This window comes from Kitasatospora sp. NPDC053057 (assembly GCF_044546945.1).
Lineage (GTDB): Bacteria > Actinomycetota > Actinomycetes > Streptomycetales > Streptomycetaceae > Kitasatospora.
In genome coordinates, this window is record NZ_JBITZP010000001.1 from 423,079 (window position 1) to 444,290 (window position 21,212).

21 protein-coding genes are annotated in these 21,212 nt (G+C 74.7%); 11 read left to right on the forward strand and 10 right to left on the reverse strand.

Annotation, left to right across the window (positions count from 1 at the left end; translation table 11 throughout):
• Positions 1 to 80: 80 nt before the first annotated feature.
• Positions 81 to 668, forward strand: a complete 588-nt coding sequence (locus ACIG5E_RS01920) for a hypothetical protein (protein ID WP_396530844.1) — start codon at positions 81 to 83, stop codon at positions 666 to 668.
• Positions 669 to 735: 67 nt separating this feature from the next.
• Here the strand turns inward: ACIG5E_RS01920 and ACIG5E_RS01925 are convergent, their stop codons facing one another.
• Positions 736 to 1,443, reverse strand: a complete 708-nt coding sequence (locus tag ACIG5E_RS01925; RefSeq protein WP_396530846.1) for a lysoplasmalogenase — start codon at positions 1,441 to 1,443, stop codon at positions 736 to 738.
• Between the two features lie 227 nt (positions 1,444 to 1,670).
• On the opposite strand from ACIG5E_RS01925, the gene ACIG5E_RS01930 reads away from it, so the two are divergent.
• Positions 1,671 to 3,443, forward strand: coding sequence for a DUF2398 family protein (locus tag ACIG5E_RS01930; protein ID WP_396530848.1), 1,773 nt, complete (start codon positions 1,671 to 1,673; stop codon positions 3,441 to 3,443).
• A 177-nt stretch (positions 3,444 to 3,620) separates the two neighbouring features.
• On the opposite strand, the gene ACIG5E_RS01935 is transcribed toward ACIG5E_RS01930, so the two are convergent.
• The 4 genes from ACIG5E_RS01935 to ACIG5E_RS01950 form a co-directional block, all read right to left on the reverse strand.
• Entirely contained in the window at positions 3,621 to 4,940 is a 1,320-nt protein-coding gene (locus tag ACIG5E_RS01935) for an FAD-dependent oxidoreductase (RefSeq protein ID WP_396530849.1), read from the reverse strand.
• Positions 4,941 to 5,088: 148 nt separating this feature from the next.
• A complete protein-coding gene (locus tag ACIG5E_RS01940; protein ID WP_396530850.1) occupies positions 5,089 to 5,268 on the reverse strand; it encodes a hypothetical protein in 180 nt (59 codons plus the stop codon).
• 350 nt (positions 5,269 to 5,618) lie between these two features.
• The gene (locus ACIG5E_RS01945) at positions 5,619 to 5,990 is read right to left on the reverse strand and encodes a MerR family transcriptional regulator (protein ID WP_396530851.1); all 372 of its coding nucleotides are present in this window, start codon (positions 5,988 to 5,990) and stop codon (positions 5,619 to 5,621) included.
• A gap of 68 nt (positions 5,991 to 6,058) precedes the next feature.
• Positions 6,059 to 6,829 (reverse strand): alpha/beta fold hydrolase, encoded by a 771-nt coding sequence (locus ACIG5E_RS01950; RefSeq protein ID WP_396530852.1) that lies wholly within the window; start codon positions 6,827 to 6,829, stop codon positions 6,059 to 6,061.
• 208 nt (positions 6,830 to 7,037) lie between these two features.
• Here ACIG5E_RS01950 and ACIG5E_RS01955 point away from each other — a divergent pair, with 208 nt between their 5' ends.
• On the forward strand, positions 7,038 to 8,267 hold the full coding sequence (locus ACIG5E_RS01955) for a sulfite oxidase (protein WP_396531016.1): 1,230 nt from the start codon (positions 7,038 to 7,040) through the stop codon (positions 8,265 to 8,267).
• Positions 8,268 to 8,329: 62 nt separating this feature from the next.
• Here the strand turns inward: ACIG5E_RS01955 and ACIG5E_RS01960 are convergent, their stop codons facing one another.
• From ACIG5E_RS01960 to ACIG5E_RS01980, 5 genes are all read right to left on the reverse strand, one after another.
• Positions 8,330 to 8,980: a TetR/AcrR family transcriptional regulator gene (locus tag ACIG5E_RS01960; RefSeq protein WP_396530854.1), complete on the reverse strand. Its 651-nt coding sequence runs from the start codon at positions 8,978 to 8,980 to the stop codon at positions 8,330 to 8,332.
• Positions 8,981 to 9,123: 143 nt separating this feature from the next.
• The gene (locus ACIG5E_RS01965) at positions 9,124 to 10,035 is read right to left on the reverse strand and encodes an acyl-CoA thioesterase (protein ID WP_396530855.1); all 912 of its coding nucleotides are present in this window, start codon (positions 10,033 to 10,035) and stop codon (positions 9,124 to 9,126) included.
• Positions 10,036 to 10,174: 139 nt separating this feature from the next.
• Positions 10,175 to 11,353: an MBL fold metallo-hydrolase gene (locus ACIG5E_RS01970; protein ID WP_396531017.1), complete on the reverse strand. Its 1,179-nt coding sequence runs from the start codon at positions 11,351 to 11,353 to the stop codon at positions 10,175 to 10,177.
• Between the two features lie 374 nt (positions 11,354 to 11,727).
• The gene (locus ACIG5E_RS01975; RefSeq protein WP_396530856.1) at positions 11,728 to 12,180 is read right to left on the reverse strand and encodes a MaoC family dehydratase; all 453 of its coding nucleotides are present in this window, start codon (positions 12,178 to 12,180) and stop codon (positions 11,728 to 11,730) included.
• A 102-nt stretch (positions 12,181 to 12,282) separates the two neighbouring features.
• A complete protein-coding gene (locus ACIG5E_RS01980; protein WP_396530858.1) occupies positions 12,283 to 12,801 on the reverse strand; it encodes a pyridoxamine 5'-phosphate oxidase family protein in 519 nt (172 codons plus the stop codon).
• A 149-nt stretch (positions 12,802 to 12,950) separates the two neighbouring features.
• On the opposite strand from ACIG5E_RS01980, the gene ACIG5E_RS01985 reads away from it, so the two are divergent.
• The 8 genes from ACIG5E_RS01985 (at position 12,951) to ACIG5E_RS02020 (ending at position 21,171) form a co-directional block, all read left to right on the forward strand.
• Entirely contained in the window at positions 12,951 to 13,802 is an 852-nt protein-coding gene (locus tag ACIG5E_RS01985) for a hypothetical protein (RefSeq protein ID WP_396530860.1), read from the forward strand.
• Between the two features lie 368 nt (positions 13,803 to 14,170).
• Positions 14,171 to 14,563: a hypothetical protein gene (locus tag ACIG5E_RS01990; RefSeq protein WP_396530861.1), complete on the forward strand. Its 393-nt coding sequence runs from the start codon at positions 14,171 to 14,173 to the stop codon at positions 14,561 to 14,563.
• Positions 14,557 to 15,486, forward strand: a complete 930-nt coding sequence (locus ACIG5E_RS01995) for a hypothetical protein (RefSeq protein ID WP_396530863.1) — start codon at positions 14,557 to 14,559, stop codon at positions 15,484 to 15,486. The genes ACIG5E_RS01990 and ACIG5E_RS01995 overlap by 7 nt, the downstream gene beginning before the upstream one ends.
• A 65-nt stretch (positions 15,487 to 15,551) precedes the next feature.
• The gene (locus tag ACIG5E_RS02000; protein WP_396530864.1) at positions 15,552 to 16,394 is read left to right on the forward strand and encodes an SAF domain-containing protein; all 843 of its coding nucleotides are present in this window, start codon (positions 15,552 to 15,554) and stop codon (positions 16,392 to 16,394) included.
• Positions 16,394 to 17,740: a hypothetical protein gene (locus ACIG5E_RS02005; RefSeq protein ID WP_396530866.1), complete on the forward strand. Its 1,347-nt coding sequence runs from the start codon at positions 16,394 to 16,396 to the stop codon at positions 17,738 to 17,740. The genes ACIG5E_RS02000 and ACIG5E_RS02005 overlap by 1 nt, the downstream gene beginning before the upstream one ends.
• The gene (locus ACIG5E_RS02010) at positions 17,730 to 19,343 is read left to right on the forward strand and encodes a CpaF family protein (RefSeq protein ID WP_396530868.1); all 1,614 of its coding nucleotides are present in this window, start codon (positions 17,730 to 17,732) and stop codon (positions 19,341 to 19,343) included. The genes ACIG5E_RS02005 and ACIG5E_RS02010 overlap by 11 nt, the downstream gene beginning before the upstream one ends.
• Complete coding sequence (locus tag ACIG5E_RS02015; RefSeq protein WP_396530869.1) at positions 19,343 to 20,296, forward strand: type II secretion system F family protein; 954 nt, start codon at positions 19,343 to 19,345, stop codon at positions 20,294 to 20,296. The genes ACIG5E_RS02010 and ACIG5E_RS02015 overlap by 1 nt, the downstream gene beginning before the upstream one ends.
• Positions 20,293 to 21,171 (forward strand): hypothetical protein, encoded by an 879-nt coding sequence (locus tag ACIG5E_RS02020; protein WP_396530871.1) that lies wholly within the window; start codon positions 20,293 to 20,295, stop codon positions 21,169 to 21,171. The genes ACIG5E_RS02015 and ACIG5E_RS02020 overlap by 4 nt, the downstream gene beginning before the upstream one ends.
• Positions 21,172 to 21,212: the final 41 nt, after the last annotated feature.

Genomic DNA, 21,212 nt, shown 5'->3' on the forward strand with positions numbered 1-21,212 from the left:
GGTGAATGACCGGGTGCAGTTGAAACACCACGTGGACATGGGAGTCCCCGGCTGCGCCCGAGAATCCCGGAGGTTTCGGCATGCGCCCCATGCGTACGGCCGCCGCCGCCCTGATCGGCGCGACGGTGCTGACCGGTCTGACGGCCCCCCTCGCAGCAGCCAGGGACGGCGCGGCCTCGGTCAGCCCGTCCCGGGCCGCACCGGGCCAGACCGTGACGGTCACGGTCTCCTGCGAGAGGTCGGACAAGCCCGACGCCAAGACCATCACCGCCCACTCCGCGGCCTTCGAGGGCGGCCCCGCGACCCTCACCCTCGGCACCGACGGCAAGCACACCGGCTCCGCCCGGCTGGCCTCTCAGCACAACGGGGACAGCAAGGTCGACGGCACCTGCCCGGACGGCGGCGCCTTCTCCACCAGCGTCACCGTCACCACCGTCGCCGCCACCAGCCCCGACAAGGGCCTCGGCGACTGGGGCAAGGCGGCCGGGGAGTGGGCCGGCTCGCTCGGCCAGTCCGGCGCCGGCAGCCAGCAGGTCGCCCCGCACGGCGCGGTGAAGACCGGCCTCGGCGGCTCGGTCGCGGCGAACCCCGCGGAGCTGGCCGGAGGGCTGGCCCTGGTCGCGGGCGGCCTCGGCGGTTTTTGGTTGCTCCGGAGGCGCAGTGCCTGACGGCCCCACCCCCTCCGCACCCGCGCGCGCCGCCGGACCCTGACGGGACCGGCGGCGCCTCGACGCGTCAGACGGCCGCCCGCTCCCGCTGCTCCTCGTGCCGGAGGATGCCGCTGGCCAGCAGGTACTGGGCCAGCACGTACGTCGCCATGATCCAGAACTGGTGCCCCGGCAGCTCGCGCCACTTCGCCAGCTGGGTGGCGATCAGCGTGTCGGACAGCAGGAACAGCGCCCCGCCCAGCCCGGTCCGCCAGCCCAGCCCGGCCGAGGTGACGGCCGTCGAGGTGAGCAGCAGGCTGTACCCGGCCACCGGGACCTTCAGCTCCCCGAGGTCCGGCCACAGCTGACCGACCAGTCCCACCCAGGCCGTCGCGTACGCGGCCGCGACCACCAGGGCGCGGCGGCGGTCGGTGAACGCCCCGCGCTGGACGAACATCGTGACGTAGCAGACGTGCGCGGCCGCGAACGAGCCCATGCCGGCCAGGAACGCGGTGTCGTCCTTCAGCTGCAGAAGCACGTCCCCGCCCGCGCTCGCCAGCAGCGCCGGGGCCAGCAGCTTCGGCGCCTCGCGCCCGGCGGAGCCCGCCGCCGACACGCTGTGCGCGGCCAGCAGCGGCATCAGGGCCGGCTTGGTGGCGTTCTGCAGCACCGAGGCCCCGGACAGGATCGAACCCAGGTGCGCCGCCGAGGTGGCCGCGAAGCCGCCGAGCAGGCCGGTGGCCGAAAGCAGGCGCCCGCCGAGGCCGGTGGCACGGGTGGTCATACGGATGTTCATGCTGCCTCCGGGGTCGCTCGGCTGGGGAGATCCACCGACCCTACGGGGGCCGGCCAGGTGGGGGAAGACCAGGTTACCGGCGCGTAACCCCTCCAGGGAGCGGGCGGTGACGGCCCGGCCGGAGAGCGGAGGGCCGGCGGCCGATTCGACGGCTCCTGCGGAGACTTCCTCAGGAGGACGGTTGCTGCCACCGGGTGACCCGGTCACCGTCTAGTCTTGACTCCGACATGGAGCAGCAGGAGTACGCGGTCGGCGCCACCCGGGTGGCCGCCGGCAGGCCGGACGGACGCACGGGCGGGGCAGGACGGGGAACCGCCGACGCCTTCCTCGCCGTACGCGAAGCCGAACGCGAGTCCGACTGCGAGCCCGAATATGCGTCCGAACGCGCGTCCGACTGCGAGTCCGGCCCCGTTGATGCGGTGGCCGCGAGCGGAGCTGACGGCTCGCAGACCTCCGCCGAAGGGCTCTCGCCCGACCCGGGACTGCTGCGGCTCGCCCACTGGTTCGCCGCGGCCACCCCCGGCACCGCGGACGACCTGTGCACCGCCTCCTTCGGCCTCTACCCCGCCCGCCACCTCGGCGCCGCCGCCGCACCCGCCGACCCCGTCGTCAGCTGGTGGCACGGCCCGACCGCCCACGCCGCCGCCGTCCCGCGCGCCCGCGAGGCCCGGACCGACGGCGGCCTGCGCCGCGCCCGCCGCGACGCGGCCGCACTGCCCGTCGTCCGGTCAGGCGCGAAGCAGGGCAGGCCCGGCAGGCACCGCAGGCCGGAGCGCAGCCGTGCGCTCCCGGAGGCGCCCTGTGACGTGCAGGATCGTTCCGGTGAGGGACTCCCGGACGCCGAACGCCGCATCGCCGCCCGGCTGTTGCTCGCCCACCCGCTGGTCACCGCCTCCGGCCCGCACGCCGATGGTTTCCCGCTGATCAGGCGTCACCGCGACTGGCTCACCGAGCGCTTCGACACCCTGCTCGGCTACCGCCTCGTCGTCGGCCCCTGGCACGCCCGGCTCTGCAAGGCCGGCCTCGGCCCCGGTGCCGCCCGCCGCCTCGAACACCCCGCCACCGGCGCCCCGTTCACCCCGGCCGGCTACGCGCGGCTCACCCTCGCCCTCGCCCTGCTCGTCGACGCCCCCGAGCAACTCCCCTACGGGCGACTGCTCCAGGCGATGCGGGCGGCCGCGCCCGACCTCGCGGCCGAGGCGCCGGACCCGGCGGACCCGACGGGCACGGCGGCCCTCGACATGGCGCTCGCCGCACTGGCCGACTGGCAGGTGCTGGGCGAACTGCCGGCCGACCCGGGCGACACCGCCTTCGTGCTGACCGTCGACCGCGAACTCGCCCGCGCCGTCCCGGCCGGCCCGCCCGCGCTCGCCGACGACGCCGCCGACCTCATCCGCCGCGCCGCCGAGGCCGAACCCGCCACCGCCGTGCGCCGCCTCCTCGCCGAGACGCCCGTCGTGCTCGCCGCCGACCTCCCCGAGGACCAGCGGGAGTGGCTGCGCGAGCACCGGCTCAGCGGCCCGGCCGCGCTCGCGGAGTTCCTCGGACTGGAGGCCGAACCGCGTGCCGAGGGCGTCGCCCTGCTCGACCCGGCCGCCGAACTCACCGACCTCGCACTCCCCGGCGCCGGCACCCTCGCCCAGGCCACCCTGCTGCTGGTCGAACGCCTGGTCGAGGAGGTCCGCCCGCTGCCCGGCGAGGCCACCGACGGCGACGTCCCGATCCCCGACGCGCTGATAGACGGCGTCCTCGGCGACATCGCCGACGACCACGACCTCCCCGCCCGGTACCTCGCCGACCGCACCGCCCTGCGCCGCGACGCCCTCGACCTCCTCCACCGCCTCGGCCTGATCACCCCCACCCCCCGCACCACCTGGCTCCTCCGCCCCCCGGCCGCCCGCTACGCCCCGGCCCCGGATCTCCACCCCACCCCCGGCACCGGCCGCCACTCCCGCCCCACCATCCCGCCCCCGGCTCGCGAGGGCCTGCGCACGCAGTAACCCGCTGGGCCACTGGCGTTGTTGCTCCTGGTCGGCCTCGGCGTCCTGACCGAGCCCGAACCCGGCCTGTTCGCCAAGCGCCGTCCGTAGCTGCTTCTGATCGCCGTGCTCCTGGCCACGGTAGAAGCTGTCGAGTGAGGACCCGGCTCGGCTCGGGGCCGGGCCGAGTGGCGGGGGTCACGCAGGGATCAGGGCGTCCCACTGGTCGCGGGTCGGGCCGTCGTGGTGGGGGGTGAAGTCGGGGTGGGCGGCGAGCCAGGTGGTGATGGCGCGCTCGACCTCCTCGGTGGCGTAGGCGACGTCGGGGGTCTGCACGAGGTGGCGTACGTGGGCGCGGGCTCGCATGACGACCGGGTCCTCGAAGGCGCAGGCGGCGAGGGCGGCGGCCCGGCGGTCGGGGAGGGCCGAACTGTCGCTGAGGCGTTTCTCGTTGGCGCGGTCGGCGGTGACCTGGGCGTCGAACCAGGGGCGGAGGGTCTCGGTGGTCCAGGTGTGGTAGCCGGTGGGGTCCACGGCGACCTGGTCGGCGTGGTGGGCGAGGTACTGGGCGGCGCGCAGGCCGAGGGCCACGCCGTGGCCGAGGGTGGGGTTGGTGTGGACGAGGCTGTCCCCGGCGTTGACCAGGCCGGTGACGACGGGGCCGGTGTCGTCGGTGAGGGAGGTCCAGCGGTTGTCCAGGCCGGCCATCGCGAGGACGGGCGACCGGGGTTCGGGGTCGAGGTCGAGCCAGGCGGCGCAGGCGGGGAAGTGCCGGGAGACGGCCTCGAACACGGCCGGGTCGGTGAGGGCGCCGCGGGTCGGATCGCTTGTCGAGATCACCATGCTCAGCGCGAAGGTGTCGTTGTCGGAAGGGAAGACGCCGGCGAGCGCGAACCCGGCGGCGGATCCGGTCTTCACCCGCCCGGGGTCGCGCGGGCCGTCAGCGCGCAGGCGGTACCAGCGGCACACGTAGGTGATCCCGGTGCGGTGGCTGTCGACCACGGGCGGGCGGCAGCCGGCCGCGACCAGCCAGGCGGGGACCGGCGAGCGGCGGCCGGCCGTGTCGACCACGAGGTCCGCCGGGTGGGTTTCCGCGCCCGACCGCACGCCGGTGACCCGGGGCGGGTCGCCGTCCTCGGCGGTGAGGCCGCTCACCCGGAAGCCTTGCCGCACCTCGACGGTGGGTTCGCGCCGTACGGCTGCGGTGAGGGCGGCTTCCAGCACGATGCGGCGGGTGCGCAGGGTCACCAGTTCCTCGTCGCCGGCCCGGTGCGGGGGGTGCTCGTCGAACCAGTCGAAGTCGTGGTACTCCCGGGCGCCGCGGGCCAGCAGGTCCGCGTGGACGTCGGGGGCCTCGGTGCGCAGTACGGTGCGTACGGGTGCGAGGAACGAGTGGGGCTGGTTGGCCTGCGGGACCCGGGGCCGGTTCCACTGGTAGAAGTCCTGGTCCAGGTCCTCCTCGGCCTGCCGGGTGTCCTGTTCGAACAACGTGACCGTGTGGCCCCGTCGGCCGAGCATGAGTGCTGTCCCCAGCCCGCTGATACCGCCACCGATGATCGCAACCCGCGCCACTGCATCCCCTTCGCGTCGTGTTGCGGGACGATCGTAGTGCGTGATGATCTTCAGTCAGGAACCGGCCCCCGGGTCCGGCGCCGGAAGGCGGCGGCTACTTGCTCGCGGTGGTGGTGGCGAGCGGGCCGTGCTGGACGGTCTCCACGGTGGCGCCGACGCCGAAAGCGCCCAGGGCGATGGAGGCGAGGACGGCGGTGCAGGCGAGGAGGCGACGGTGGCGCTGGGGGAGCGGGAAGCGCGGTTCCTGGTAGGGCGCCTGAGGGCTGGCGTTCATGACAGGGAGGGTTCCAGGGCGGTGTGAACGGTCGGTACGCGCGGGTGAAGTCCCGACGGGGGTTGGGCGTCGGTTGGCCGCATACGCCCCACCCGACCCGCGGGTGGGGTGTATGCGCTGGTCAGTGGGGCCGTCCGCGCTCGGCGAGGGCCTCGCCCACGGCGACCCGTACGGCGTCCCGCAGGCCGTGGGCGGGGTGGAAGCGGGGAGGGGCTGAAGGTCAGCAGCACGGCACAGTGAGGGCGAGGAAGACGTCGGCGGCCACCACGAACAGCCAGCCGAAGTTGTGCAGGACCCGGCCGAGTGCGGTGCTGGAGGTCCGGGCTCGCTCGCGCGCCCGCCCCGGCCGGTCAGGCCGCCTGCTCCTCGATCGGCGCGTGCGCGGTCGCCAGGTAGTGGGAGAGCACCCGGCGGCTGCGGGTGAGTTCGTCGATCCGGGAGTCCAGATCGGCGAGTTCGCCGCGCAGGGTGGCGAGCAGGCTCGGACAGGCCGTCAGGGCGGGCGCCGGGCCGGTGGCGCAGGGCAGGATCCCGGCGATGATCCGGGTCGGCAGGCCGGCCGCGAGCAGGCTGCGGATCTGCCACACCCGTACGGTGTCCTCCTCGCCGTACTCGCGGTAGCCGGCCGTGGTTCGGGCGGGCCGGAGCAGGCCCTGCTCCTCGTAGTAGCGGAGCAGGCGGGCGGACACCCCGGTCAGGCGGGCGAGTTCTCCGATGCGCATGACCGGGCCAACGCGGGCCGCCGCCGGGGTGTTCCCGGCCGTACCGGCCCCCGATTCGGATCGCTGGTTCAGCTCTTCACGAACTCCAGCACCACTTCGCGCAGTTGGGGCAGCGCCTCGACCATCGGCAGGTGTCCGCAGGGGAGTTCGACGAAGCGGGCGCCGGGGATTCCGTCGGCCAGCAGGCGGTGCTGGGACGGCTGGACGAGCATGTCCTCGGCGGCGCCGACGACCAGCGCGGGCACGGCGATCGAGGCCAGCTCGGCGCGGACGTCGGTTCGGGCGGCGAGCCGGAACTGCTGCGGGAAACCGGCCGGCAGCGGGGACCTGAGCCCCTCGCGCAGCGCCGCGAGCTGGTCGGCGGACAGCGCGTCCACCCAGCTGTGGCCGAGGACGACGGTGAGCATCAGGTCGGCCAGCTCGGCCGGACGGTCGCGGAGCCTGACCATGACCTCGGACAGGGCGCTCTGCCGCGCCGAACCGCCGGCCACGCCCGCGATCAGCAGCAGCGAGCGGACCCGTCCGGGGTGGCGGTTGGCGATCCGGACGGCGACGGCGGCGCCCAGCGAGAAGCCGGCCAGGTCGAAGGTGTCGAGGCCTTCCTCGTCGGCGGCGGCGACCAGCCGGTCGGCGTACTCGTCGAGGGTGGGCTCGCCGGGCTCGTACGGGCTGTCGCCGGAGCCGGGGTAGTCGGGGGCGACGACGGTGCGGTGCGCGGCGAGGTCGGGCAGCAGTGGGCCCCAGTTGTCCCGGGCGCTGCCCGCGGCGCCGTGGGCGAGCAGCAGGCCGGGGCCGGAGCCCTGGACGATCCGGGCGAAGGCGGGGGCGGTGGACGGCACGGGTGCTCCTCGGTGCTTGCTTGGCTGGACGGGTGCATGGTCGTAGGGGCCGCCTGGTCGAGCGGTGCCCGTTCCGACACCGGGAACGCTAGGTATTCACACCGGTGAGAAGGTCAAGCGGAAAGCCCGGCCGTCCGCGCCCCGGTCACGGAACGCGCCGGAGCGCCTACGCTGGGGCGTGGAGCGCCATCCGGACAGTGCCGTCCGGATGCCGCTGCGCTCCGCCGCCGGGGCGCTCACCGTGCCCGCGTTGGCCGCTCCGGTGTTCGCCCCGGGCCGGGCGGTCGCCGAGGAGGTGCCCAGGCCCGTGCCCGGAAGCGTCAACGTGCCCGGAATCGTCAAGCCGCTGCCTGCCCAGTGGTTCGTCCAGCGCGACACCAACGCCGAGATGCGGTGGGAGGCGCTGCGCGACGCCGACGGCGAGGCCGTCGTCGGCCGTCATGTTCCGGTGGAACGGTTCTTCGTCCGCAACCACACCAGCACCCCGCTGATCGACCCGGCCGGCTGGCGGCTGAAGCTGTTCGGCAGCGGCCTGCGCGGCGCCCCGGCGCCGGAGCGGGCGGTCGAGTTCGCCCTGGACGATCTGCGGGCGCTGCCGGCCACCGCGATCCACGCGCTGATCGAGTGCGCCGGCAACGGCCGCAGCTACTTCCACCGTCAGCAGGGCCGGCTCACCCCCGGCACGCCGTGGACGCTCGGCAGCATCGGCTCGGCGAGCTGGCGGGGCGTCCGGCTGGCCGAGGTGCTGCGGGCCGCCGGGCTGACCGACGCGGCGGTGGACGTAATGCCGACCGGGCTGGACCCGGACTACGTCGTCGACGGCACCAACTACGGTCCGGTGCGCCGCCCGTTGCCGATCGCCAAGGCGCTGGACGACACGCTGCTCGCGTACGAGATGAACGAGGAGCCGCTGACCCCGGACCACGGCGCGCCGGTGCGGCTGGTGGTGCCCGGCTGGGTCGGCATCGCCTCGATCAAGTGGGTCGGCAGCATCGAGGTCGCCGACCACCCGCTCCATTCGCCCTGGAACACCGACTTCTACCGGATGTTCGGCCCGGGCCACCCGCCCGGCGGCGGGGCCGCGCTGACCACCCAGGTGGTCAAGTCCGCCTTCGAACTGGCCGAGGGCGCGCGGCTGGAGGCCGGGCGCGAGCACCGGCTGCACGGGCGGTCCTGGTCCGGCACGGCACCGGTGCGGCAGGTGGAGGTGAGCACCGACGGCGGCCTGAGCTGGCGGACCGCCGAGCTGGCGGAGGAGCCGTGCGCCGGCGACTGGACGCGCTGGAGCACCGTCTGGCGCCCCGAAAGGCCCGGCCGCTACGAGCTGCGCGCCCGCGCGACGGACCGCCGGGGCGCCACCCAGCCCGAACGGGAGGCCTTCAACCGCGAGGGCTACCTGTTCGGCGCGGTGGTGGCGCACCCGGTGACGGTGGTCTGAGCCGTACCGGACGGTGATCCGGGCCGCCTCGGACGGTGGTCCGAGTCGACTCGGGCCCGGGCTCAGCCGGTGGACTGGACCTCGTACGGGGCCGGGTAGTGGGTCTCGTACGGGGTCAGCACCAGCCGCACCACGTCCTCCAGCCGCCGTCGGGCGTCCCCGAGCGTGGTGCGGCCGGTCACCCAGGCGGTCAGCTCGCCCTGCCAGGCGTGCGCGACGATGTGCCGCACCAGGTCGCTGGCCGCGGCCGGCACCTCGGCGGTCACCGCCTGGAGGGCGGCACTGTCGGCCCGGGCCATGCCCTGCAGGGCCTCGCTGGCGAAGGGATCGGTGGAGGCGGCGACGGCCACCCGTAGCCGGGCCAGTTCGGGCTGGCGCTGGTAGGCCCGCATCCCGCCCCGGACGAACCGCACCGCCCGGTCCGTGGCTCCCAGCCCGGCGCGCGGCCCCCGCAGTTCGGCCACCAGGTCCGCCAGCAGCTGGCGGTGCCACTCGGCGATCGCCGCCGCCAGGAGGTGGTCCTTGGAGGAGAAGTAGCGGTACGCCGTCCCCAGGGCGACTCCGGACCGCTCGCAGACTTGCTTCATCTGCAGCCGCTCGACGCCGATCTCGTTCACCAGGGCGAGCGCGGCCGCGATCAGGCTTTCGCGGCGTTCGAGCTGACGCGGAGACATCGCCTCCACCGGCCGTGGTGACAGGTCAACCTTGGTCACCCGCACCATGATACGGGCCGGGGCCGCTCAGGAGTATGACGCCGACCGGCCCCCTTCCGTTCGCCCGGCGGCAACCGGGCTTCCTCCGGGGACGCGCCGGGGCATCCGGCGGCTCCCCGGGCGGCCGTCGGAGCGCCGGAGCGCTACGGCAGCCTGCGGATCAGCGCCTCCTGGACGGCCGAGGCGACCAGCCGGCCGTCCAGGTCGTAGAACTCGCCGAGCGACAGACCGCGGCCGTCCGAGGCGGACGGGCTGCGCTGGGCGAACAGCAGCCACTCGTCGGCCCGGAACGGGCGGTGGAACCACATCGCGTGGTCCAGCGAGGTCATCAGCAGCCGGGGCGGCTCGGTGCGCTGGAAGAAGTTCGGCTGTTCGTGCAGTCCGGCGGTGGAGGCCAGGGTGAGGTCGGACAGGTAGGTGAGCGCGCAGGTGTGCAGCAGCGGCTCGGTGTCCGGCAGCGGGGTGGCGATGCGCAGCCAGACGAACTGCTGCGGCATCCCGGGGACGGCCGGCGGCATGCCCGGGGCGTCCGGCGGCACGAAGCGCAGTTCGAGGTCGCGGAAGCCGTCAAAGCTCCTGATCGCGGTGCTCAGCTCCTCGTCCCGGTGGGAGAAGGCGTCGGGCAGGGTCTCCGGGGCGGGCAGCGGGGGCATTGCGCGGTGGCGGTCGCCGGCGGCCGGCTCGGGGAGCTTGAAGGAGGCGGTGAGGTTGAAGATCTCCTTCCGCTCCTGCACCGCCCGGACCCGGCGGGTGCTGTAGGTGAAACCCTCGCGCAGGCGCTCGACCTGGTAGTCGATGGGCTGGGTCGGGTCGCCCGGCAGCATGAAGTAGCCGTGCAGCGAGTGCACCGCGCGCTTGCCCGCGCAGGTGCGTCCGGCGGCGGCGAGGGCCTGGGCGGCGACGTGGCCGCCGAAGGCGCGCATCGGGGCGCCGGCGTGGCAGTGGCCCCGGAACGTGTTCTCGTCCAGCTGCTCGATCTCCAGCAGTTCGGCGAACGGGGCGGCGGGGCCGGGCGCCTGCTCGGTCGGTCTCTGCTGTTCTGTCAGGTCGGTCACGGGCCCATAGTGGCAGAAGCCAACCGCGCGGCGGTGTGACCTGGGTAACGCTTCAGCCTTGTAGAACGTGTTGCACTGCTGCGCCGGTCCGATGACCGGAGGTGCCGCTGTCGGAGGGACAGAATTCAGCTGGCAGAATTCAGCTGACAGAGTTTGAAATCTGTTCGCTGACATCCGTCACCTGTTCGCGCGCCTCCGCCCGCTCGGCGACCAGCGGCTCGATGCCGCGCGGCTTGGCCGCGACGGCGCGCCACCACAGCCGCAGGGCCGGCGGGTCGGCGGGCTCGAAGGGCTTGCCCGGGCGGGGGACGGCCAGGTGGGCGCCGAGCGCCTGGGCGGCGGTGACCACGCGTTCGGCGGGCTCCTCCCAGGGGTGGATCGCCAGGTTGAAGGTGCACCAGTGGATCGGCAGCATCAGCTGCCCGCCCAGGTCCAGGTGCGCCTGTACGCCCTCCTCGGGGGTCATGTGCACCTCGGGCCAGAACTCGCTGTACGCGCCGACCTGCACCATCGTCGCGTCGAACGGGCCGAGCCGGCGCCCGATCTCCGCGAAGCCGGGGAAGTACCCGGTGTCCCCGCTGTGGAAGATCCGGTGCCCGCCGCCCGCCACCACCCAGGACGCCCACAGGAACAGCGCGCTGGTGCGCGGACCGCGGCTGCAGTAGTGCCGGGCGGGCGTGGCGGTCAGCGTCAGCCCGGCGACCTCGGCCGACTCCCACCAGTCCAGCTCCACGATCCGCCTGGCCGGCACCCCCCAGTGCTCCAGGTGCGCCCCGACCCCGAGCGGTACCGCGAACACCGCGGCGCTGCCGATCAGGGCCCGCACGGTGCGCATGTCGAGGTGGTCGTAGTGGTCGTGCGAGATCACCACCACGTCCACCGGCCCGAGTTCGGACAGCGGCAGCGGCGCCGGGTGCAGCCGCTTGGGCCCGGTCCAGCCGAACGGGGAGCAGCGCTCGCCCCAGACCGGGTCGAGCAGGACGCGCCGTCCGCCGATCTCGGCGAGCACGGTGGCGTGCCCGAGCCAGGTGAGCCGCAGTCCGGAGGCCGGAGGGCTGGCCAGGTCGACCGGGAGCAGCCGGTGCACCGGCACGGCGGCGGCCGGCGCCCGGCGGGTCTTGTCCCCGCTCAGCTGGGCGCGGGTGATCTCCAGCGGGGTCCGCTCGTAGACCAGGCGGCGGGTCGGCACCGGGTTGCGGAAGGCGCCGTCGGCGAACTGGGGCGAGCGGCGGATCCGGGCCAGCCGCTCGCCCTTGGGCTCGGCCCCGAAGGCGTCGGTGCGGACCCGGTGCCAGGCGGCGCGGGGGAGCCCGGCCAGGCCGGGGACGGCCCGCTCCGGCACGGCCCGGACCGGGACGGCGGGTTTCCCGGCGGGCGGCGGGGCGAACTGCGAGGTCAGACCGGCGAGACGGGAGAACCAGGGGACTGGGCGGGGCACGGCTCCTCCAGGGACGGTCACGGCTACCGGGCAGGCCGGGGCGCGTACCCCGGGGGCTCATGAGGCCACACGACAACCATCTCGTCGGACGTTACTCGCCGTGGGCCGTTCGGACTCGGTGGAGGGCCCGGCACGGTCCAATCGGCGTACCCGGCGCCTGCCTCGGGCGGACACTCGGAGCCGGCCCGGCCGGCCGCCTGGTGCCTGCCCGGCCGCCCGCCCGAGGCCTACCGGCCCCCGTCGCCGCTACGCCGCTACTCGTAGAAGCGGGTGATCGCCTCGGCGACGCAGTGCGGCTTGGCGCTCTGCTCGCTGGTGATGGTGAAGCGCACCACCGCCTGCACCCCGCCCGGGACCTCGGTCGCCGAGAGCAGCTCGGCCGTGGCCCGGATCGCCGTACCCACCGGTACCGGGGCGGGGAAGCGCACCTTGTCGGAGCCGTAGTTCAGCGCCATCCGCACGCCCTCGACGCCGTAGCACTCCTTGGCCAGCACCGGAATCATCGACTGGGTCAGGTAGCCGTGCGCGATGGTCGAGCCGAACTGGCTCTCCTTCGCCCGCTCCGGGTCCACGTGGATCCACTGGTGGTCCCCGGTGGCCTCGGCGAAGAGGTCGATCTTCCGCTGGTCGATGGTGTGCCACTCGCTGGTGCCCAGTTCGGTGCCGACGGCGGCGGTCAGGTCGGCGAGGGAGGCGAAGGTCGTCACGGTGCGCTCCTGGAGGGGGACGGGCCCCGGGGAGGGGTCAGGACGCCGGAAGCGTATGCCTACCCACCGGTACCTGTCAGGAGCGGAACGCGAAACGCCAGTTCAGGGCCGCAGCAGTGGCCGCCCGGCGGAGCCCTGCCCCAGCGCGCCTTGGTCCAACGCGCCCTGGCCCAACACCCCCTGCCCCAGCGCGCCCTGCCCCAACGTGCCCTGCCCGGTCGGGAACAGCCGACGGCCGCTGACCAGCTCCGGCAACAGCGCGATGAACAGCGGCTCCGGGTCCCCCACCCACGGCCGCAGCCCGGATCGCAGTGCCCGGCGCACCTGCTCGGGGTCCCTGACCGCGTCCGCCCGCCCGTGCACCAGCACGCTCCATCCGGTGCGGGTGACCGGGTCCAGCAGGTCCGCCTGGAAGGCCACCACCGTGCCGTCGAGCCCGCGCGCGGTGGCACTTCCCCGGCGCACGGCGAGCACCAGCCGCCCGTCCAGGACCTCGAAGGAGACCGGCAGGACGGCCGGCAGCGCGTGCTCGGTGTACACCACGCGCCCGACGGGCACGGTGCTGAGCAGTCGCAGGCACTCGGCCTCGCTCAGGGTCTCCACGCGGTCCTCACGCTCCATGCGTCCGATCGTCCTCGGTCGGCGCGTGCGTCGATAGGGCCCATGGTCCCTGGGCGGACGGGTCGGGAGCCCCGTCGGCGCCCGCCCGGAGCGGTAGCCTGCCCGGCGGCGGGATCGGTGGAGGGGCGGGCGGAGGAGGGGGCGGACGGATGGCCGGCGGAGTCGATCTGGTGGTGATCGGGGCGGACGGCGGGCCCGACCGGGCCTTCGGCGGTTCGGCGCACGCGCCGGGGGGCGCCGGGCTGCTGGCCGAGGTGCTGCCCGGGATGTGCTTCGACACCGGGGCGGCGGGCTGCCGGGTCAGCGCCGTCGCACCGGACGCGGACGCCAACGCGATGCTCACCGCCGTCCGGGACGCCGCCCAGCACCCCGGCCGCTGGCTGGTGGTCTGCCTGGTCGGCCAGCTGGTGGCCGACCCGCGCGGGCGCCGGCTCGCCCTGGTCACCGGCGGCAGCACCCCCGACAACGCCTACCGGCGCGGGCTGGCCTGGGACTGGGTGGTCAGCGCGATGGTGCACGGCGACCAGGAGGAGGCGCTGCTGCTGGTCGACGCGGTGGCCGACCGGGACACCTGGACGGCGCTGGAGCGCACCGGCGAGGACAGCGCGGGCGAGCTGCTCAGCTACTCCAGGGTCCCGCTGTGGGGCCGGATCGGCCGCTACACCCCGGGCAGACGCGGCCGGGACGCCGTACTGCCGGGCGACGAGGGCTCGTTCAGCCGGGCGCTCACCACCGTCCTGCGGCAGGGCGTCCCGGGTGCCCCCGCGGCCGTCGCCCCGCTGGACCTCCAGCCTGCCGTGGCCGGGCTGCTCGACGGGGCCGATCCGTCCGGTAGTTCGGGTGCGCCGGGCGCGCGCCTGCTCGTTCCGCCGCACGGCGGGCGCCTGTTGATGCGCAATCGGGCCGCGGTTCGGGGCGCATTGGCCGGATTGTCGCTTTCCGAAGAACTGTTGGCCGTCCTGTGGCGGGAAAGTGCCCCGACGGAACCGCCTTCCGCGTAAGGTCAGGGGGCCTGAGGTGTTGCCGTGATGGGGTGGGCTGGCGAAGAATCGATCCCCAGCGGAAACATCGGCGGGACGGCGGAATTCTCCTGGCGGCCGTGGATCACGGATCGGCTCGGTCGCGACGAGGTGGGGCGATGCGGCAGCGCGGAAATGTGTTGCGCCCTGGGGCGGTTGGGACTGGCGGGGCGGTTCTGGTGTTACTGCTCGGCGCGTGTGCGAGCGGTGGTGCGAGTGGTTCCGTCGATCGCCTCGGTTCGCCTGCGCCCACGGTTGCGGGAGTGGGTCCGTTAACTCCTTCGGGTGGTTCGGTAAACGCCACGATCGCGCCGACCGACGGCCCGGACGGGGCCATGGGGCGGCTGGCCGTGAAGACCTATCAGGACTGGTGGCAGGCCCAGGCCGAGGCGTTCGGGCGTACGGATTCGGACGGATCGGCACTGGCGCAGTACTCCTCCGGGCGCGCCCTGTCCGACACCCTGGTCGGGCTGCGGCAACTCCACGACGCCAAAGTGGTGATGACCGGAACGCCGCGCAATTCCGCGGTGGTGAAGGCGATTGATCTGAAAGCCGATCCGCAGACCGCCGTGATCGAGGACTGCGTCGATCTCTCGGACTGGCACCGGGTCGACGCCGTCACCGGGGCGGCGAAGGATCCGGGCGGGCGCTTGAACCGGTACGTCGCGACCGCTTCCCTGCGCAGGTTCCAAGCACATTGGCTGATCTACGAGTTCACACGGGAGGTGGACCGGACATGCTGAACGCGCGGAAACCGGCCGGACGATTCGCGGCCGTCGCATCCTTGTCGGCCGGCTTGCTGCTGTCCTCGGCGGTGACGGCGACGGCGGACGAACCGCCGAGCGGCGGGGCCGAACAGTGTTTCCCCAACGTGATCTGCGCGCACGCCAATTCCGGCGGGACGACTCCCACCGCGAATCCGGGTGGAAACAGCGGACGGTCGGACGGCGGCCCGGAACTGTGCGGCTACCACGGTGTGCAGTGGGCGTGCTACGACCCGCAGTGGGGCTCCTTCGACAGCGGCGAGGGCTGCTACTACCGCGAGCTGGACAAGCAGCCCCCGGCGGACGACCCGGCCTGGGGCACGAACAAGCCCGCGGACGGCTCGATCTACTCGAAGGTCTGCCCGCAGACCAATGGGGGCCAGGACGGCGCCCAGTTCGTCTTCGTGCCCACCGGGCAGCGGGCGAAGAGCGTGGCGGAGCTCAAGCGGGAGGCGAAGGACCGGGTCCACCTCCCGGCGCCGGTGGGCCGGGTCGCGCCCGGTGGCACGGCGGTGGTCAACGCGCCGGTCTGGCTCTGGGCGGAGAACGCGGCGCCGCCCAAGCCGGGGAACGCGGCGTCCGGGGGCGTCACCGTCACCGTCACGGCCCGACTGACCGGCGCCACCTGGGACTTCGGCGACGGCCGCACCAAGGAGTGCGCGACGGCCGGGACGCCGTACGACCCCAAGTACGGCGGCAGCAAGTCCCCGGACTGCGGCTACGAGTTCACGGTCGGCTCGGGTACGAAGCAGAACGGCGTCTTCACCGCCACCGTGTCCACCCACTGGGTGGCCGACGTGGTCGTGACGGGGCCGAACCCGGAGAAGTACACGATTTCGATGCCCCCGCAGGACAGCGACCCCTTCACGGTCGAGGTCGCCGAGGTGCAGGTCCTCAACTGACCGCGCCACGGCGGCGATTCGGCCACTGACGATCCGGAAAGCGAACGAGGGAAGGGCGGAACCCGGTGGAGAACCGTACATTCGCGACGCCGGGATCCGGCACACCCGCCGGCGCCGCGGTCTCCGTGGCGCTGCCGGAGCAGCAGGAGCAGGGCGGCGGAGGCGGCCGGGGCCGGGCGGTGCCGCACGCGCCCGGCCGCACCATGCGGGCCCGGCGGCGGCGCCCCGCCGTGCTGGCCATGGCGGTCGCACTGATCGCGGCCGGCGGGCTCGGCGGCGCCGCCCTCTACAACAGCACCGGCCAGCGGGTCGCGGTGCTGGCGCTGGCCCGGGACGTGCCCTGGGGACAGGTGATCACCGAGGACGACCTGGTGGTGGCCCGGATCGCGGGCGACCCGGCGCTGCGGCCGGTCTCCGCCCAGGACCGGTCCAAGGCCGTCGGCATGCGGGCCGCCACCGACCTCAAGCGCGGCTCCATGCTGACCGGTTCGGACCTGGCGCAGGGCCTGACCGTGCAGCCCGGGCAGATCGTGGTCGGCGTGTCCGCCAAGCGCACCCAGCTGCCCGCCAGCCGGCTCCAGCCCGGGGTGCAGATCGTCGTGGTCAACACCCCCGACAACGGCCGGCCCGACTCGCTGGCCGCGACGGTCATCACGGTCGGCCGAGTGGACACCGACGGCAGCCAGGTGATCGACGTGGCCGTCGGCACGGCGGACGGGCCCCGGCTGGCGCAGTGGGTGGCCGGCGGGCGGATCCAGGTGCTGCTGGCCCCGCGCGGGGCCGCCGCGGGCGGATCCGGTCCGTCCGGGGCCGGCACCCCGGCCTCCCCGTCGGCCGCCCCCACCGGCGCGACGCCCTCCGGCGGGGCCGGCGCGCCGACGGCCCCGGCCGGAACGGGTGGCGCCTGATGGCGGTGATCGCGGTGGTCGGCGGCCCGGGCGCGCCCGGTGCCACCACCACCGCCCTGGCACTGCTGCTGGCCTGGCCGCTCCAGCCCGGCCGGCGGATCCTGCTGGTCGAGGCCGATCCGGACGGCGGCGCGGTGCTCGCCGGCGCCCTGGAAGGCCGGGTCGAGGCGGTGTACGGGCTGCGCAACCTGGCCGTCGCCGACCGGCGCGGACTGCTCGCCCAGACCATCTGGGAGCAGCTGATCGACCTCTCGCCCGAGGGCAACGCCGAACGGCTGCTGCTGCCCGGCCTCACCGACCCGGCCCAGGCATCCGGCCTCGCCTACACCTGGGAGCCGCTCGCCGAACTGCTGCACGGCATCGAGCAGCAGGGCTACGACGTCATCGTCGACCTCGGCCGCTCCGGCGCTACCGGGACGAGCGCGGTGCTGGCCCGCCGCGCGGACGTGGTCGCCGTGACCGTCCGCAGCACGCTGCGCGGACTGAGCGCGGCCCGCCCCCGGCTCGCCGCGCTCGGCGAGGACCTCGCCGCCGCCGGAACCGGGACGGACGCGCTCGGACTGCTGCTGGTCGCGGAGGGGCCGTACTCGGGGGCGGAGGTGTCGCGGGAGTTCGGCCTGCCGCTGCTCGGGGTGCTGCCGCACGCCACCCGCACCGCGCGGGTGCTCTCCGACGGCGGGGACACCACCGACCGGCGGTTCATCCGCTCGGAGCTGATGCGCACCGCGCGGTCGGCGGCGGACGAGGTGCAGCTGCTGGTCCGCCGTCGGCGGCAGCGGCTCGCGCCGAACGCGGCGCCGGCGGCCGCGCCCGCGCCCGCGGCCGCGCCCGCCGCCCGGCTTTCCGCGCCGGGCGGGCCGGGGCCGGTGGCGGCGCCGACCGTTCCGGTGCCGCAGGCGTCGCCGGTGCCCGGGCCGGCGCCGTACGGGCAGCCCGCCTACGGACAGTCGACCTACGGGCAAGCGGCCCATGCCCAGCCGGGCTACGGTCAAGCGGGCTACGGACAGTCCACCCACGGACAGCCCACCCACGGGCGGTCCGTCCACGGTTCGTCCGTCCACGGTTCGTCCGTCCACGGTCGGTCCGCCCACGCGCCGTCGGCCTACGGCCAAGGCGAGGTCGAGCCACCCTCGTACGCCCCGCCGGTGATCACCACCGGCCCGGTCGCACCACTCGCCGGACTGGCGCCGCAGCCCGCCGCCCCGGCGCCGTTCCCGGCGCACGTCCAGGCAGCGGGACCGGCCGACGAGGACGGCCAGTACCGATTGCAGCAACCGATGGTGACGGACAGTCAGGAAGACGACCAGTACCCGTACAACCCCGGGGAGGTGCTCCGTGCGCGGTAGCCCCCTGCACCAGCACCCGACGGCCGACCCGGCCGCCCTGCCCTGGGCCGCGCCCGTACCGGCCGCCGCGCCACCGCAGCCGCAGGCGTACCGGCCCGGCCCGGTCGCGCCGCAGCCCGTTGTGCCGCAGTCCGCCCCGCCGGGCGGCGAGGCCGCCGGGCCCAGCGCCGTGCCCTCCCAGCTGCCCTCGCTGGACCTGCGCGGCGCCGCCACCCGCCCGGCCGTCGACCCGCAGGTCGCGCGCGAGCTCAAGCGCCAGGTCGCGGCCGAACTGCACCAGCGGATCACCCGGTTGACCACCGCCTCCGGTTCCGAACCGGACCGCGCCACCCGCCGCCAGCGAGGCCGTGCGCTGATCGAGGAGTCGGTCGCCCGCTGGTCCGACGCCTACGCGCAGACCCACGGCATCCCGCCCACCCGGGAGCAGGACCGCGCCCTCGCCGAGGCCGTCTTCGACCTGCTGTTCCGGGCCGGCCGGCTCCAGCCCTACCTGGACGACCCGGATATCGAGAACATCCTGATCAACGGCTGCGACGACGTCTGGGTCTCCAAGGTGCACCAGCCCCTGCGCCAGGTCCCGCCGGTGGCCGACAGCGATGCCGAACTCGTCGAACTGCTCCAGGACTTGGCCCGCCAGCACGGCGGCGGCGAACGCAGCCTGTCCACCGCCAGCCCGACCCTCGCGCTGCGCCTGGAGGGCGGCATGCGCCTGCAGGCGCTCACCGAGGTGACGCCCCGCCCGTACGTGGCGATCCGCCGGCACCGGGTGGCCTCGGCGACGCTGCCCGAGATGGTCGAACTCGGCACCCTGGACGCCACCCTGGCCGCCTTCCTGGCCGCCGCGATCCGGGCCCGGAAAAACGTGATGATCACCGGCACCCAGGGCGTCGGCAAGACCAGCCTGCTGCGCGCGATGGCCGCCGAGATCCCGCCGGACGAGCGGATCGGCACCCTGGAGTCGGAGTTCGAGCTCTGGCTGCACACCCTCGGCCACCTGCGCCAGGTCGTCCCGATGGAGGCCCGTGAGGGCAACGGCGAGCGCGTCGAGGGCCGTCTGGCCGGGGAGTTGAGCATCGGCGACCTCATCCCGGCCGCGCTGCGGATGACGCTCTCGCGCATCATCGTCGGCGAGGTCCGCTCCGGCGAGGTCGTCCCGATGCTGCGGGTCATGACCAACGGCGAGGGCGGCTCGATGTGCACCCTGCACGCCCGCGGCCCGCACATGGTGGTCGACCGGATCGCCGAACTCTGCCTCGAGTACGGCTCGCACATGACCGATGCGCTCGCCTACCGGCTCACCGCCAACGCCCTGGACCTCATCGTGCACGTCAGCATGGTCGACGAGACCGCCGTCGGCGGCCGTCGGCACCGCTTCGTCTCCCACGTCCTGGAGGTCACCGGCCTCGGCGAGAGCGGCCGGCCCGCGCTGAACACCGTCTTCGGCCCCCGGCCGGACCTCGGCGAGCCGCGCGCAGTCCCGCACACCCCGCCGCAGTGCCTGGACGACCTGCGCCGGGCCGGCTTCGACGCCTCGCTGCTCGGCTCCCGGTACGGGAGTTGGGCCGCCCCGCTGCAACTGCGGATCGGCGGTGGCGCCCGGTGATGCTGCTCTTCGCCCTGTGCGGGCTGGCGGTCGCGGCCGGGCTGGTCGCCCTGGTGGCCTGGGCCCGCGGCAGCGAGCCCGCCGACGAGGACGGGCCCGCCCGCCGGGAGAACCCGCTGGCCGGCCGCGCCCACGTCTTCTGGTACGGCGCCCCGGGCACGGCCTCGCTGCGGATGGTGCGGCTGCGCCGGATCCAGCTGCCGCTCGCGCTCGTCGGCGCCCCGCTGGCCTGGCTGTTCACCGGCATCCCGCTGACCGCGCTGCTGGTGCCGCTGGCCGTCTTCGGCCTGCCCTGGCTGTTCGACACCACCCGCCCGGACACCCACAGGATCGAGCGGCTGGAGGCGCTGTCCGAGTGGACCCAGCGGATCGCCGACGTGCTGCTGCTCGGCGTCGGCCTCAACCAGGCGATCGTCACCAGCCGCCGCACCGCCCCCGCCGCCCTGGAGGACGAGATCGGCGAACTGGCCGCCCGGCTGCAGGCCCGCTGGCGGCCCGAGGAGGCGCTGCACGCCTTCGCCGACAGCCTGGCCGACGCCACCGCCGACAAGGTGCTCGCCGCCCTGGTGCTGCGGGCCGGGGACAGCGGCCCGGGCCTGGCCCGGACGCTCTCCGACATGGCCGACTCGGTGCGCGAGGAGGTGCGCCAGCGCCGCGCCATCGAGGCCGACCGGGCCAAGCACCGCACCACCATCCGCTGGCTGGTCGGCATCATCGTGCTGGTCGTCACGGTCGGCTCCTTCAACACCGAGTACACCCGCCCGTACGGGACCTTCCTCGGTCAGGTCGTGCTCGCCGTGGTCGCCGCGTTGTTCGTCGCGATCATCGCCTGGATGCGGGCCCTGGCCTCGCACCCGCCGGTGCCCCGGTTGCTCACCCCGGACCGGCGCAGCAAGGGCGGTCGCCGCGGAACTTCGCAGGAGCCGGCCGAGCAGCTCGGGGAGGTCCGGTGATCTCCCCCTGGCCCGTGCTGGCCGGCGCCGTCGCGGCCGGCGGCCTCGCCCTGCTGATCGCCGAGCTGCGGCCCGCGCCACCGGACCTCGGCCAGGCCCTGGACCGGCTGCACCGCGCCCCGGCGGACCGCGAGCAGGACCCGGACGAGCGGCCGCGCTGGTACGACCGGATCGGCGAACGCTCACTCACCCTGCGCGGGGTGTCGATCCCGCGCCGCGAACTCGCCCTGATCGGCCGCACCCCGGCCCGGTTCATGGTGCACAAGCTGCTGTTCGCCGCGCTCGGCCTGGTGCTGCCCGCCTACCTGGGCGCGATGGCCGTGCTGATGGACGTCGGCCTGCCCTTCGCCCTGCCGCTGGTGGTCGGTCCGCTGTTGGCCGCCCTGCTGTGGTTCGTCCCGGACGCCGTGGTGCGGGGCGAGGCCAAGGAGGCCCGTACCGAGTACCTGCACGGCATCGCCGCCTACCTGGAACTCGTCGCGCTGGAGCGGGCGGCCGACTGCGGCCCCGCCGAGGCCCTGCGCCGCGCCGCGTCGGTCGGGCAGGGCGCGGTGTTCCGGCGGATTCGCGACGCGCTGGAGCGCGCCGCCACCGACCGGCTCCCGCCCTGGGCCGGACTCGACGCGCTGGCCGAGGAGTTGGGCCTCAGCCCGCTCCAGGACGTGGCCGACATCATGCGGCTGTCCGGCACCGACGGCGCCGCCGTGTACGACACCCTGCGGGCCCGCGCCAAGGGCCTGCGCGGCGAACTCCTCGCCGAGGACCTGGCGCGCGCCAACGCCGACAGCGAGCGGATGGTCGCTCCGGGCGCCGCGCTGACCCTGCTGATGACCGTCCTGATCGTCTTCCCGGCGCTCCACCAGATGCTCAACTGACCCGTGTCGCAGAGCAGCTGACACCACACCACACCACCGGA